Consider the following 12999-nt stretch of genomic DNA (forward strand, 5'->3'; position numbering starts at 1 on the left):
CGCCGGGCAATTGCCCGCGCACAGCGCCTGCTGGGGGCGATCAATTCTCGAAAGCAAGGGCTGTCTTAGTTCGGGCATCACTACGGCACTGCCAGAACCGATTCGTGAAGAGCTTCCTTAGGGCTTAATGACCACCCCGACAAAGTCGTTTTAACAGCAAAAGCGGCGGCGGTGGGCAACATGGCCGTCAATTTCGCCAGCACGATGGGCACAGCCTAAATGGCGCCGACCTCTGGTGCAAAAGGTGACAGCCGACTGCAATCAAGTTGGCAGTGAGAAATACAGGACGGCGAGCACTCCAAACCTCGCGTGCGTCAAGGCGCCACTCCCAATTGCTTACCAATCTCCACGTCCTGTAACGCGGCGGCCTTCAGAAAGCGCAGCGCGATATTGAGCATTGCAGAAGAGGCTACATCTGAAGTAGCCAGTAGTACATCCAATACTTCGGTCGGTGACTTGTTTCCTGGCGGCTTCAGCTCAAAGAAGTCGATTGAGTTCCTTCCAATCTCAAAATTGTCGTGAAGATTCTTTTCTTTTGAGCTATTTATGAACTCTTTAATGTTTCCATTCGTATGGGCATAAACGAAGAAATCTGTGATGAGGCCACGGGTCAAATCGACGGAGATCCCTATAGGTCGACAAGAGAAATTCGTAGATTTAAACTCAGGTGAGGTGTTTGCTTTGTCCCATCCTGTTTCTTCACGAAATTCTCTGAGCGCTCCAGCGATGATGGTGCTTTCGAATGAGTTATTGTTGAGGTCAGAAAAATCAAGAGACCCTGATCCCGAGGGAGCGCAATTCCCAACTTTTCCAGGGGAGAGATTCTTTTTTTGATAAAGCAAGCGGTGGTGCTTGTCAGTCAAAATTAGATTGATGCCAATATGGTGGGCGGTTTGAGCTTCGGATATTTCCGCAATATTCCATTTTCCATCCGCATGACCACTTCCAACAATTAATTCATTGCCAATTATTGCAGTCACCCCCTTTAATTCAATTTTTCGTAAGCAAAAAAAACCGGCAGAAATGTAATCAAAGTAGTTCGTTTCTCGAATCGCGATTGCTTTTACGGCCGATAATTCCTTCGGAGAAGTATCCAGTCTAATTTTTCTGTCATTCCATACGGGAATTCTTGATTTAAAGGCGGTCTGTGAATGAAATTTTCCACTTCTGAAGTAAGAAAGCAGGGAAAATGCAGTGATTCCTTTTAACTCTTTAGCGTCGGCGCACAGTCTGTATGGACTTCGGTGATCGATTGCCTTTTTTAGTGCGCCACGGATAATTTCGATGTTCACCTCTTCGTCGATGAGGTAATAGCGATTACCTATGCGTGTAATGTGATCATTGTTGCCCAACGAATCGATGAGTGCGGTGTTGTAGTGGTGCGAAATATCAATGTCGTGGACTTCGTTGCGAAGACTTCCAATGTCGCTCATCGTTAGCAACGCGCCGGCGAGTGTTCCAGCTAATCCTATGAATGCCCATAGATCAAGCGGTGTATCTGAAAGAGTGAGAAATGTCACTGCCAGCGACACCATAGTTAGCGACGTGCCCACAACGAACTTGGGTCTATTGACGAGCACGTAGCGAAGATAGTGTGCCCACGACTTGAGTGTGATGAACATAGCGTGCTTTTCGATTTATTACTTCCCCCAACTATCCTTCAACCCCACCGCCAAGTTAAACACTGGCTTGCCCGCCGCGTGATCCACCCGGTCCGCCACAAAGTACCCATGCCGCTCAAACTGAAACTTGTCGTCCGGCTTGGCGTTGGCCAATGACGGCTCCACGATGGCGGTCACCACCTTCAGGCTGTTCGGGTTCAGGCTTTCAATAAAGTCCTTGCCGCCCGCATCGGGGTGGGCGTCCAGGAACAGGCGGTCGTACATGCGCACTTCGGCGTTCACGCCGTCGGCCACGCCCACCCAGGTGATGGCGGCTTTGACCTTCACGCTGTCAGCGCCGGGGGTGCCGCTCTTGGTGTCGGGCACCACGGTGGCCAGCACTTCGGTGATGACTCCGTTCGCATCCTTGGTGCAGCCGGTGCATTCAATGACGTAGCCGCCCTTCAGGCGCACCTTGTTGCCCGGGAACAGGCGCTTGTAGCCTTTGGGCGGCACTTCTTCAAAGTCTTCGCGTTCGATCCAGACTTCTTTGCCGATGGTGAAGTGGCGCACGGGGCTTTCAACACCCTCGGGTGGGTGGGGCAGGGCGGGCAGGCTGCAGGGCTCCAGGTGGCCGGCGCCCATCACGTCGTCCCAGTTGGTGAGCACCAGCTTGACGGGGTTGAGCACGGCCATGCCGCGGTGGGCCTTCAGCTCCAGGTCTTCGCGCAGGCAGCCTTCCAGGGTGCTGTAGTCGATCCAGCTGTCGGATTTGGTCACGCCAATGCGTTCTGCAAACACCTGCAGCGCTTTGGGCGTGTAGCCACGGCGGCGCAGGCCCACGATGGTTGGCATGCGGGGGTCGTCCCAGCCGCTGACCTTGTGGTCGTACACCAGCTGGGCGAGCTTGCGTTTGCTGGTGATGACGTAGGTGAGGTTCAGGCGCGCAAATTCGTACTGGCGGGGGGCGGGGCTGGCCAGCAGGCCGCCTTCGGTCAGGCGCTCCAGCAGCCAGTCGTAGAAAGGGCGCTGGTCTTCAAACTCCAGCGTGCACAGGCTGTGGGTGATCTGCTCCAGCGCGTCCTCGATGGGGTGCGCGTAGGTGTACATGGGGTAGATGCACCAGGTGTCGCCCGTGTTGTGGTGGGTGGCGCGGCGGATGCGGTAGATGGCCGGGTCGCGCATGTTGATGTTGGGGCTCGCCATGTCGATCTTGGCGCGCAGCACCATCGATCCGTCTTCGTGCTGGCCGTCGCGCATCTCGCGGAAGATGCGCAGGTTTTCTTCGGGCGTGCGGCTGCGGAAAGGGCTGTCCACGCCGGGTTTGCTGAAGTCGCCCCGGTTGGCGCGCATCTGCTCGGTGGTCTGCTCGTCCACATAGGCGTGGCCCGCTTCGATCAAATATTCGGCGGCGCGGTACATGAAGCCGAAGTAGTCGCTGGCCTGGTAGGGCGCGGCACTGCCGGGCGCTTGGCCAAGCTGGGCCCAGTCAAAACCAAGCCATTTCACGGCGTCGATGATGCTGTTGACGTATTCGGTGTCTTCTTTTTCGGGGTTGGTGTCGTCAAAGCGCAGGTGGCATACGCCGCCGTAGTCGCGCGCCAGGCCAAAGTTGATGCAGATGCTCTTGGCGTGGCCGATGTGCAGGTAGCCATTGGGCTCGGGCGGGAAGCGGGTGCGGATCTTGGCGGGGTCGGGCTCGCCCTGGGCATGGTGGGCGGCGTCGCCGGGGGCGCCAGCCCAGCGGCGGGTGGCGTAGGTGCCTTGCTCCAGGTCTTTTTCGATGATCTGGCGCAGGAAGTTGCTGGGCTTGGTGGACTCAGCGGTGTCCGCAGCGAAGGCGCTGGTTGCGGTGTTTGCAGGTGTGTTGGCGGGGGAGGGGGTGCTCATCCGGTCATTTTAGGCGGCGGTTTCGTGATGCTTTACGCAGTGAAACAAGTGCGTATACGTCCAGACACAACAAAAAGACGCTTTTGTGCCATCCTTTCTCCTACTTGGCGCGTTGTGTGCCGGTGAGGCAGATCAAATTGGCTGGCTGCTCTCGCACAAACAGGAGATTTCCATGACGAAAAACCGTTCTATCTACGCAGTGGCCGCATCGGCTGGCGTGGCCCTGGCCTTGTTGGCTGGCGCCGGTGCCGCCCAGGCCCGCGACGTGAATTGGTCCATTGGCGTTGGCGTGCCTGGTGTGGTGGTTGGGGCCAGCAGTGGCGGCTTCTATGCACCGGCTCCGGTGTACGTGGCGCCCCGGCCCATCTACCACGCACCCCCGCCTGTGTATTACGCGCCACCCCGGCCCGTGTACTACGCACCCCCCGTTTACTACGCGCCGCCTCCCGTGGTTTACTACGGCCATGGTCATCGGCATGGCCACGGTCACCGGGGCCGTGGACACGGCCACCATGGTTACCGCTAGTCCGCCAGAAGGCATTCTTTTGTAACCATCCTCTTGGGCGCCAGTCGCTCACAGGCAGCGTCTTTGCACAGGCTGCCTTTTACAGCGGCCCTTCGGGGCCGCTTTTCTTTGGACAGGGGCTAAGGGGGGCGGGATCACCGCCGCATAATCCGGCCTCTCGCCCGCCGGTGTGGCGGGCGCATCGCCCGGAGACCCGCTTGTGACCGCCCAGAAAACCGTTTTTGTCCTGAATGGCCCCAACCTGAACCTGCTGGGCACGCGCGAGCCCGCCGTCTACGGCGCCCAAACACTGGCCGATGTGGAAAAGCTCTGTGCCGACGCCTGCCAGCGCCATGGCTATGCACTGCGTTTTCACCAAAGCAACCACGAGGGTGTGCTGGTGGACTGGATTCATGAGGCAGGCCGCCTGCACGCGACGGGCGAGCTGGCCGGGGTGGTGTTGAACGCCGGGGCCTACACCCACACCAGCATAGCGTTGCACGATGCCATCAAGGGCACGGGTATCACCCTGATCGAGTTGCACATCAGCAATGTGCACGCGCGCGAGGCCTACCGCCACCATTCGTACATGGCTGCTGCTGCCAAGGCGGTGATGTGTGGCTTTGGTGTGCTGGGCTATGGCCTGGCGATTGACGGCCTGGCGCAACTGCTGGCGCAGCAGCAGCCTGCGGCCTGATGGCCGGGCGCGCGGGCGTTTAATTTGTATGGCCCCGCTGCCCCTGCAGGTCTCTGAGGACGAGGTTGAAATCACCGCCATGCGCGCCCAGGGCGCGGGCGGGCAGAACGTCAACAAGGTGTCGAGCGCCGTCCACCTGCGGTTTGACGTGGCAGCCTCGTCGCTGCCCGAGGGCGTGAAAGAGCGCCTGCTGGCCCTGCGCGATACCCGCATCACGCAAGAGGGCGTGGTTGTCATCAAGGCCCAGCAATACCGCAGCCAGGAGCAGAACCGCGCCGATGCGCTGGCGCGGCTGAACGCGCTGGTCAACACCGTGGCCGTGCCGCCCCGGATACGCCGCGCCACCAAGCCCACTTATGGATCGCAGCAGCGCCGCCTGCAGGGCAAGACCCAGCGCAGTGAGACCAAGGCGCTGCGGGGGCGGGTGCGCGACGGCTCTTGATGGCAGGGTGGGCGCTGCCAGGGTTTGATTGGCATCACCCATAGAACAATCTGTCTGCCCCGCAGGGCTTGGTGTGGGCGCCCGTCCGGCCTACAGTGAGGGCATTCACGGATGAAACTGTCATGACCGCTGTTGCCCACGCCCCTTCCTCCACTGTTCCAGCCCTGTTCGTATCGCACGGCGCGCCGCTGTTTGCGCTGGACGCAGGCACCACGGGCCCCGCGCTCACGCAGTGGGGTCGGGGCCTGAAGGCGCAATACCCCGGCCTGCGCGGTGTGGTGGTGATGTCGCCGCATTGGATGGCGCGCTCGGTGCAGGTGATGACCGGCCCGCAGCCCGCCACCTGGCACGACTTTGGCGGCTTTCCACCCGCGCTGTACGAGCTGCAGTACCCCGCCCCCGGCTCGCCCGCGCTGGCGCAAGAGGTGCTGGGCCTGCTGCAGGCGGCCGGTGTGGCCGCGCAGGGCGATGCCGCGCGCCCCTTTGACCATGGCGCCTGGGTGCCGCTGATGCATTTGTTCCCCGAGGCCGATGTGCCCGTGGTGCAGGTGGCCCTGCCCGTGGGCGCGGGCCCGGCCGAGGTGTATGCGCTGGGCGCCGCCTTGCGCAGCCTGCGCGCCCAGGGCGTGCTGGTAGTGGGCTCGGGCAGCATGACGCACAACCTGGCCGAGTTTTTTGGCGGCGAGCGGGCGCCCGCGCCCTATGTGCTGGAGTTCAGCCGCTGGATCGAAGACGCGCTGGCCCGTGGCGACATGGCCGCGCTGCTGAACTACCGCAGCCAGGCGCCCCATGCCCACCGCGCGCACCCCACCGAAGACCACTTTTTGCCCATCTTCTTCGCGCTGGGTGCGGCGGGCGACGACCTGCACGCAAACTACTTGAGCCGCGAGGTGATGTACAGCATGCTGTCGATGGATGCGTTTGCGCTGGAACCGGTGCATTGATGGTGCATCGGTCCTGCATTTTCTAAGTCAAAACTGCGCCTGGCGCTTGTCTATGCTCAATCTGCCACTCACATTTTTGCAGCGCCCCGCTGCTGCCACCACGCCCCGCCCCTGGCTGCTGGTGCTGATGCACGGCGTGGGCAGCAACGAGCAGGATTTATTCAGCCTGGCGCCACAGATCCCCGAGCGCTTTCATGTGCTCAGCCTGCGCGCGCCGTTCCGCATGGGACCGGGCTCGCACGCGTGGTTTGATTTTTCCATCGAGCCCAATGGCGATCGCACCATCAATGAAGAGCAGGAAGCGCAAAGCCGCGCCCTGGTGGCCCAGGTGGTGGGGTCTGCCGCCGAGCAATTGGGCATTCCGCCCGAGCGGGTGGTGGTGGGCGGGTTCAGCCAGGGCGGCATCATGGCGCTGTCGCTGCTGCTGACTCGACCCGAACTGATGCACGCTGGTATGGTGTGGCACAGCCGCCTGCTGCCTCAGGTGGTGCCGCTCATGGCTTCGGGCGATGCGATGCGCGGCAAAAAGCTGTGGCTGAGCCACGGCACGCACGACAACGTCATTCCACTGGCCAACGCCCAGGCCATCGCCCACCACATGGCGCCGCTGCCGGTGACGGTCACCTACCGCGAATTCCCCAGCGCACACGAAATTCGCCCTTCGGAACTGGCCGCCACGGTGGCCTGGCTGGAATCGCTGACCACTACGCCCACGGCGTTCTGAGGGCAGGTGCGCTACGCGGTAACGTGAAGGCGGGCAGGGTGGGCAGGGAACGGTTGGCGCCTCAGCCTGTCGGACCTGGGTTGTGCCTGTTTGAAAGGAGACCCGATGCCTGATCGCGACACCGCTGAATTCCGCCCTGTGGCCGATTCAGCAAGCCCAGGAGTGTGGGGAGTGGTGGCTGTGCTGCTGGTGGGCGTGGCCGCGGCCGCCGCGCTCTGGTGGTTCTGGTTGCGCACGCCCCAGCCGCCACCCGCCCCGCCCCCTGTGGCCGCCAACGCCCCTGCCGAGCCTGCAGCACAGCCCGCCCAACCCGAAGCCTCGGGCCCCCAGCACCCGGTAGAGGCCCTCGCGCCCGCCGATGCCGCACTGCCTGCGCTGGCTGACTCCGATGCGCGTGTCACGGCGCTACTTGCCGAACTGGTGGGACGCGACAAGCTGGCGGCTTTTTTTGTGACAGACGGCTTTGTGCGCCGCGTGGTGGCCACGGTGGACAACCTGGGTCGCGCGCAGGCCCCCGCGCGCATGTGGCCCGTGCAGCCCACGCCGCAGCGCTTTTTAGTGGAGGTGGATGGCGATGCGCCCACCACCATTGCCGCCGCCAACACCGCGCGCTACAGCGCCTTCATTGCGTTTGCCGAAGCCGTGCCGCTGGACGCTGCCGTGGCGCTGTATGCGCGGCTATATCCCCTGTTTCAGCAAGCGTATGAAGAGCTGGGCTACCCGCAGCGCTATTTCAACGACCGCCTGGTGGCCGTGCTGGACCATTTGCTGCTGGCGCCCGAGCCGCAGCTCCCGCTACAGGTCAAGCGCGCGCCAGTGAACACCGAGCTGCCCGACCCGCGCCCTTGGGTGCGCTATGAGTTTGTGGACCCTGCGCTGCAGTCGCTCTCCAGCGGGCAAAAGGTGCTGGTGCGCATGGGGCTGGCCAACGAGGTGCGTGCCAAGGCGGTCATCCGCGACCTGCGCAAGCGTGTGGCGACGAGCCAGTTGCCGCCGCCCCAGCGGTAGGTCGTGCGGCGGTTGTGTGCTGCGCCCCGCCGTAAAAATCTATACCGGCAGCGCCATGGTGCGCTTCACTTCCTTGAGCGAAAAGCTCGTCGAAATCTCGCGCACGCCCGGCAGGCTGCGCACACGGGTGCGCACGTATTCGGCAAACGATTCCAGGTCGGCCGCCACCACCTCCAGTTGATAGTCATACCGGCCCGAGAGGTTGTGGCACGACAGCACCTGGGGCATGGCCATCACCTCGCGCTCCAGGGCCGAGGTGGTTTCGGCGGTGTGGTCGTGCAGCGCCAGCTGCACGAAGCCCAGCACGCCCCAGCCCACGCGTTGGCGGTGCAGGTGGGCGTGGTAGCCCGCAATCACCCCGGCTTCTTCCAGCGCCCGCACGCGCCGCCAGCAGGGCGAGGTGGACAGCGACACAGCCTCGGCCAAGTCCCCCACGGTGGCGCGGCCGTCGCGCTGCAGGGCGTTGAGCAGGGTGCGGTCCACGGGGTCGAGCGGGTAGGGGTGCATGGCGGTGGGGTGGTAAGGGTTTGGGGCAAATTTTGCCCTTTGGATTGGTTTATGAGGCAAAGAAGGCGAAATTTTGCCTGCTGATGAGTTCAAGAATCTCCGCATCCGACCCCCGCATTCCGTCTGTGGTCGGCCCACCAGGAGACAAACATGACCCGCAGCACCGACCGCAGCCCCGCCACCGGCTTCAGCACCCGCGCCATCCACCACGGCTACAACCCGGCCGACCACCAAGGCGCGCTGGTGCCGCCCATCCACACCTCGGCCACCTATGGCTTCCCGGATGTGGCCTATGGCGCGCGCTGCTTTGCGGGCCAGGAGCCGGGCTACTTCTACACCCGCATCGCCAACCCCACGCTGGCGCTGCTGGAAGGGCGGCTGGCGGCGCTGGAAGAGGGCGCAGGCGCCGTGGTGTTCGGCTCGGGCATGGGCGCCATCACGGCCACGCTGTGGTCCATGCTGGAACCGGGCGACGAGATCCTGGCCGACCTCACGCTGTATGGCTGCACCTTCTCGTTTTTGCACCACGGCCTGGGCCGCTTCGGCGTGACGGTGCGCCATGTGGACATGACCGACCCCGCCCGTGTGGCCGAGGCGCTGACTGCCAAGACGCGCGTGGTCTACTTCGAAACCCCCGCCAACCCCAACATGCGCCTGGTGGACATCGCCGCCGTGTCGGCCCTGGCCCATGCCCAGGGCGCCAAGGTGGTGGTGGACAACACCTACTGCACGCCCTACTTGCAGCAGCCGCTGCTGCTGGGTGCGGATGTGAGCGTGCACTCCATGACCAAATACCTCGGCGGCCATGGCGACCTGACCGCAGGCGCGGCCGTGTTTGTCGATGCCGAGCTGGCCCAGCGCGTGCGGCTGTATGGCCTGAAAGACATGACCGGCGCGGTGATGTCGGCACAAGACGCCCACCTGGTGATGCGCGGCCTGAAAACCTTGGCGCTGCGCATGGACCGCCACTGCCAAAGCGCGCAGAAGGTGGCCGAATTCATCGCCGCCCACCCCGCTGCGGCGGCCGTGCACTACCCCGGTCTGCCCAGCTTTGCGCAGCATGCGCTGGCCAAGCAGCAGATGCGCCAGATGGGCGGCATGATCGCCTTTGAGCTGCGCGGCGGCCTGCAGGCGGGCGTGCGCTTCATGGACGCGCTGCAGCTCGTCACCCGCGCCGTGAGCCTGGGCGACGCCGAAACCCTGGCCCAGCACCCGGCCAGCATGACGCATTCCACCTACACGCCCGAGCAGCGTGCCGCCCACGGCATTGCCGAAGGCCTGGTGCGCCTGTCGGTGGGGTTGGAAGACCTGGACGACCTGCTGGCCGACATCGGCCAGGCGCTGGACCTGGCCCACGCCATGGACCTCAGCGCTGGCATCAACGCTAGCCTCCACGCCGGGCTCAGCCCCGAGCGTGTGGCAGCGGCAGAGCCGTCTTGTAGCGCACCTGCTTGAGCGCGAAGCTGGAGCGGATCTTCTCCAGCCCCGGGATCGGCGAAAGCTGCTCCAGGATGAACCGCTCCAGTGCCGCAATGTCGGGCAGCGCCACGCGGATGAGGTAGTCGGAGTCGCCGCTCATCAGGTAGCACTCCATCACCTCGTCGTGCTCGGCAATGCGCCTCTCGAAGTCGGCCAGCGCCTCCTTGTTCTGCGTCTTCAGGCTGATGCTGATGAACACATTCAGCCCCAGCCCCAGCGCCGCCGCGTTGGCCAGCGCCACATAGCGGGCGATCACGCCCGCCGCCTCCAGCGCCTTCACCCGCGCCAGGCAGGGCGAGGGCGACAGGTGCACGCGCCGCGCCAGCTCCACATTGGAGAGCGAACCATCGGCCTGCAGCTCGGCCAGAATGCGCAGATCGGTCATGTCAAGCTTCATATGCTGCAATACTTTGTTGATGCAGCATATTGTGCTTTAAATGGCGCTTGATTGGCCCGTTTCGGCATCACATTTTTGCCCAACCCTTCTACAGTGTGCTCCCATGAACGCCCCACTGCCTCCCCACCTCCTCAGCCCCCAGGACACCCTGGCCGACATCGACCCGCAAGAGACCGCCGAATGGCGCGATGCCTTCCTGGCCCTGGTGGCCACCGAAGGCCCCGAGCGCGCGCGGTTTGTGCTGCAGGAGCTGGTGCGCCTGGCCCGCACCCAGCGCGTGGGCTGGCAGCCGCAGCTCAACACGCCGTATGTGAACACCGTGGCGGCCCAGGCGCAGCCCACCTTCCCGGGCGACCTGGCCATTGAGGAGCGGCTGGCGTCGCTCATGCGCTGGAACGCGCTGGCCATGGTGGTGCGGGCGAATCAAGCGTATGGCGAACTGGGCGGCCACATCGCCAGCTACGCCAGTGCAGCCGATCTGTTTGAGAGCGGCTTCAACCACTTCTTCCGCGCCCGCGAAGGTGTGGGCGAGGGCCAGCACCGGGGCGATCTGGTGTTCTTCCAGCCGCACAGCGCGCCGGGCGTGTATGCGCGGGCGTTTCTGGAAGGGCATTTGACGGAGAACGACCTGCAGCACTACCGGCAGGAAATCACCGCCCCCAGCGCAGGCGCGCAGGGCCTGTCGAGCTACCCGCACCCGTGGCTCATGCCGGACTTCTGGCAGTTCCCCACCGGCTCCATGGGCATCGGCCCCATCAGCAGCATTTACCACGCGCGCTTCATGCGCTACCTCACGCACCGCAATCTGCTGGACTGCACGGGCCGCAAGGTGTGGGGCGTGTTTGGCGACGGCGAGATGGACGAGCCCGAGAGCATGAGTGCCCTGACCCTGGCCGCGCGCGAAGGCCTGGACAACCTCGTCTGGGTGGTCAACTGCAACCTGCAGCGCCTGGACGGCCCGGTGCGTGGCAACGGCCGCATCATCGACGAGCTGGAGCGGCTCTTCGCTGGCGCGGGCTGGAACGTGGTCAAGCTCGTCTGGGGCAGCGACTGGGACGGCCTGTTCGCCCGCGACCTGACCGGCGCGCTGGTGCGCACGCTGGAAGGCACGGTGGATGGGCAGATGCAGACCTTTGCCGCCAAGGACGGCCGCTTCAACCGCGACAACTTCTTCGGCCAGAGCCCCGAGCTGGCGGCCCTGGCCCAAGGCATGACCGACGAGCAGATCGACCGCCTCAAGCGCGGCGGGCACGACCTGGTGAAGATCCATGCGGCCTACGCTGCCGCCGCTGCCCACAGGGGCCAGCCCACGGTGATCCTGGCCCACACCAAAAAAGGCTACGGCATGGGCACGGCCGGCCAGGGCAAGATGACCACGCACAGCCAGAAGAAGCTGGACGACACCGATCTGATCGAATTTCGAAACCGCTTCAACCTGCCGCTCACCGACGCGCAGGCGACCAGCCTGGCGTTCTACAAGCCTGCTGAAGACAGCCCGGAGATGCAGTACCTGCGCCGCCACCGCCAGCAGCTGGGCGGCTACCTGCCGCGCCGCCAGACGGCCTGCGACGTGCTGCCCGTGCCGCCCCTGGCCAGCTACGCCCAGTTTGCGCTGCAGGCCGATGGCAAGGAGATGAGCACCACCATGGCCTTTGTGCGCATGCTGGGCACGCTGCTCAAGGACGCCACGCTGGGCCCGCGCATCGTGCCCATCGTGGCCGACGAGGCGCGCACCTTTGGCATGGCCAACCTGTTCAAGCAGGTCGGCATCTACAGCAGCGTGGGCCAGCGCTACGCGCCCGAGGACATCGGCTCGGTGCTGAGCTACCGCGAGGCGCTGGATGGGCAAATCCTCGAAGAAGGCATCAGCGAAGCCGGGGCGATTGCGAGCTGGACGGCCGCCGCCACTAGCTACAGCGTGCACGGCCTGGCCATGCTGCCGTTCTACATCTACTACTCCATGTTCGGCTTCCAGCGCGTGGGCGACGCCATCTGGGCCGCTGCCGACCAGCGTGCGCGCGGCTTTTTGCTGGGCGCCACTTCGGGCCGCACCACGCTGGGCGGCGAGGGCCTGCAACACCAGGACGGCACCAGCCACCTCGTGGCCGCCACCATCCCCAACTGCAAGGCCTACGACCCGGCCTACGCAGGCGAGATGGCCGTGATCATTGACGCCGGCATGCGCGAGATGGTGACCGAGCAGCGCGACGTTTTCTACTACGTCACGCTGATGAACGAAAACTACGCCCAGCCCGACCTCCCCGCAGGTGCTGCAGACGGGGTCTTGCGCGGTTGCTATGTTTTCAGGAGCTATCAGCGCTTGTCAGATAAGCGCGAGGGCACGATTTCATCTGAAAAGTCCGTCACCCTGATGGGTTCGGGCGCCATCTTGTCCGAGGTGGTCAAGGCCGCAGAGCAGCTGGCTAGCGAAGGCATCGATGTGACCGTGCTCAGCGTCACCAGCTGGAGCGAGCTGGCCCGAGACGGCCTGGCCTGCGAGCAGCGTGCGCTGGCAAGCAGCGAGACAGAACAAGTTTTGGAGCCCGGTCCCCCCTGGCTTGCAGCCCAGCTGGCCGCCACAAGCGGGCCCGTGGTGGCTGCCACTGACTACGTGCGTGCTGTGCCCGAGACGGTGCGCGCATTTATCCCCGAAGGGCGCCGGTACGTCACGCTGGGCACGGACGGCTTTGGCCGCAGCGACACGCGTGCGGCGCTGCGGCAGTTCTTTGGGGTGGACGCGGCCAGCGTGGCGCACGCCGCCCGGCGCGCACTGTCGCGGGACTGAAGCCGCGGTGCATCGCCGTG

12 protein-coding genes are annotated in these 12999 nt (G+C 64.0%); 8 read left to right on the forward strand and 4 right to left on the reverse strand.

The window, feature by feature from the left end; translation table 11 throughout:
- Positions 1-314: 314 nt before the first annotated feature.
- Together ACK4HJ_RS18935 and ACK4HJ_RS18940 are read right to left on the reverse strand one after the other, a co-directional pair.
- Entirely contained in the window at positions 315-1622 is a 1308-nt protein-coding gene (locus ACK4HJ_RS18935) for a hypothetical protein (protein WP_409834441.1), read from the reverse strand.
- 18 nt (positions 1623-1640) lie between these two features.
- Positions 1641-3491: a glutamine--tRNA ligase/YqeY domain fusion protein gene (locus tag ACK4HJ_RS18940; RefSeq protein WP_409834442.1), complete on the reverse strand. Its 1851-nt coding sequence runs from the start codon at positions 3489-3491 to the stop codon at positions 1641-1643.
- Positions 3492-3663: 172 nt separating this feature from the next.
- Between ACK4HJ_RS18940 and ACK4HJ_RS18945 the strand changes: the two genes are divergently transcribed.
- The 6 genes from ACK4HJ_RS18945 to ACK4HJ_RS18970 all read left to right on the forward strand — a co-directional run bounded on the left by ACK4HJ_RS18945 (position 3664) and on the right by ACK4HJ_RS18970 (position 7811).
- Positions 3664-4017, forward strand: a complete 354-nt coding sequence (locus ACK4HJ_RS18945; RefSeq protein WP_409834444.1) for a hypothetical protein — start codon at positions 3664-3666, stop codon at positions 4015-4017.
- Positions 4018-4216: 199 nt separating this feature from the next.
- Positions 4217-4693 (forward strand): type II 3-dehydroquinate dehydratase, encoded by a 477-nt coding sequence (aroQ, locus tag ACK4HJ_RS18950; RefSeq protein WP_409834446.1) that lies wholly within the window; start codon positions 4217-4219, stop codon positions 4691-4693.
- A gap of 28 nt (positions 4694-4721) precedes the next feature.
- Positions 4722-5135 (forward strand): alternative ribosome rescue aminoacyl-tRNA hydrolase ArfB, encoded by a 414-nt coding sequence (gene arfB, locus ACK4HJ_RS18955; protein WP_409834448.1) that lies wholly within the window; start codon positions 4722-4724, stop codon positions 5133-5135.
- Between the two features lie 122 nt (positions 5136-5257).
- On the forward strand, positions 5258-6079 hold the full coding sequence (locus tag ACK4HJ_RS18960; RefSeq protein ID WP_409834449.1) for a DODA-type extradiol aromatic ring-opening family dioxygenase: 822 nt from the start codon (positions 5258-5260) through the stop codon (positions 6077-6079).
- A 52-nt stretch (positions 6080-6131) separates the two neighbouring features.
- Positions 6132-6803, forward strand: coding sequence for an alpha/beta hydrolase (locus ACK4HJ_RS18965; RefSeq protein WP_409834451.1), 672 nt, complete (start codon positions 6132-6134; stop codon positions 6801-6803).
- Positions 6804-6908: 105 nt separating this feature from the next.
- Entirely contained in the window at positions 6909-7811 is a 903-nt protein-coding gene (locus tag ACK4HJ_RS18970; protein WP_409834453.1) for a DUF3014 domain-containing protein, read from the forward strand.
- A 39-nt stretch (positions 7812-7850) separates the two neighbouring features.
- Here ACK4HJ_RS18970 and ACK4HJ_RS18975 read toward each other — a convergent pair whose 3' ends face one another.
- Positions 7851-8318 (reverse strand): Lrp/AsnC family transcriptional regulator, encoded by a 468-nt coding sequence (locus ACK4HJ_RS18975; RefSeq protein WP_108615884.1) that lies wholly within the window; start codon positions 8316-8318, stop codon positions 7851-7853.
- 150 nt (positions 8319-8468) lie between these two features.
- Here ACK4HJ_RS18975 and ACK4HJ_RS18980 point away from each other — a divergent pair, with 150 nt between their 5' ends.
- A complete protein-coding gene (locus tag ACK4HJ_RS18980; protein ID WP_409834455.1) occupies positions 8469-9773 on the forward strand; it encodes a methionine gamma-lyase in 1305 nt (434 codons plus the stop codon).
- Here the strand turns inward: ACK4HJ_RS18980 and ACK4HJ_RS18985 are convergent.
- A complete protein-coding gene (locus ACK4HJ_RS18985; protein WP_409834457.1) occupies positions 9721-10194 on the reverse strand; it encodes an Lrp/AsnC family transcriptional regulator in 474 nt (157 codons plus the stop codon). The two genes, ACK4HJ_RS18980 and ACK4HJ_RS18985, sit on opposite strands and share 53 nt — an antisense overlap.
- A 103-nt stretch (positions 10195-10297) precedes the next feature.
- Between ACK4HJ_RS18985 and mdeB the strand changes: the two genes are divergently transcribed.
- Positions 10298-12979, forward strand: a complete 2682-nt coding sequence (gene mdeB, locus ACK4HJ_RS18990) for an alpha-ketoglutarate dehydrogenase (RefSeq protein ID WP_409834459.1) — start codon at positions 10298-10300, stop codon at positions 12977-12979.
- Positions 12980-12999: the final 20 nt, after the last annotated feature.

Origin of the sequence: Acidovorax sp., assembly GCF_046294525.1 — a bacterium.
Classification (GTDB): Bacteria; Pseudomonadota; Gammaproteobacteria; order Burkholderiales; family Burkholderiaceae_C; genus Acidovorax.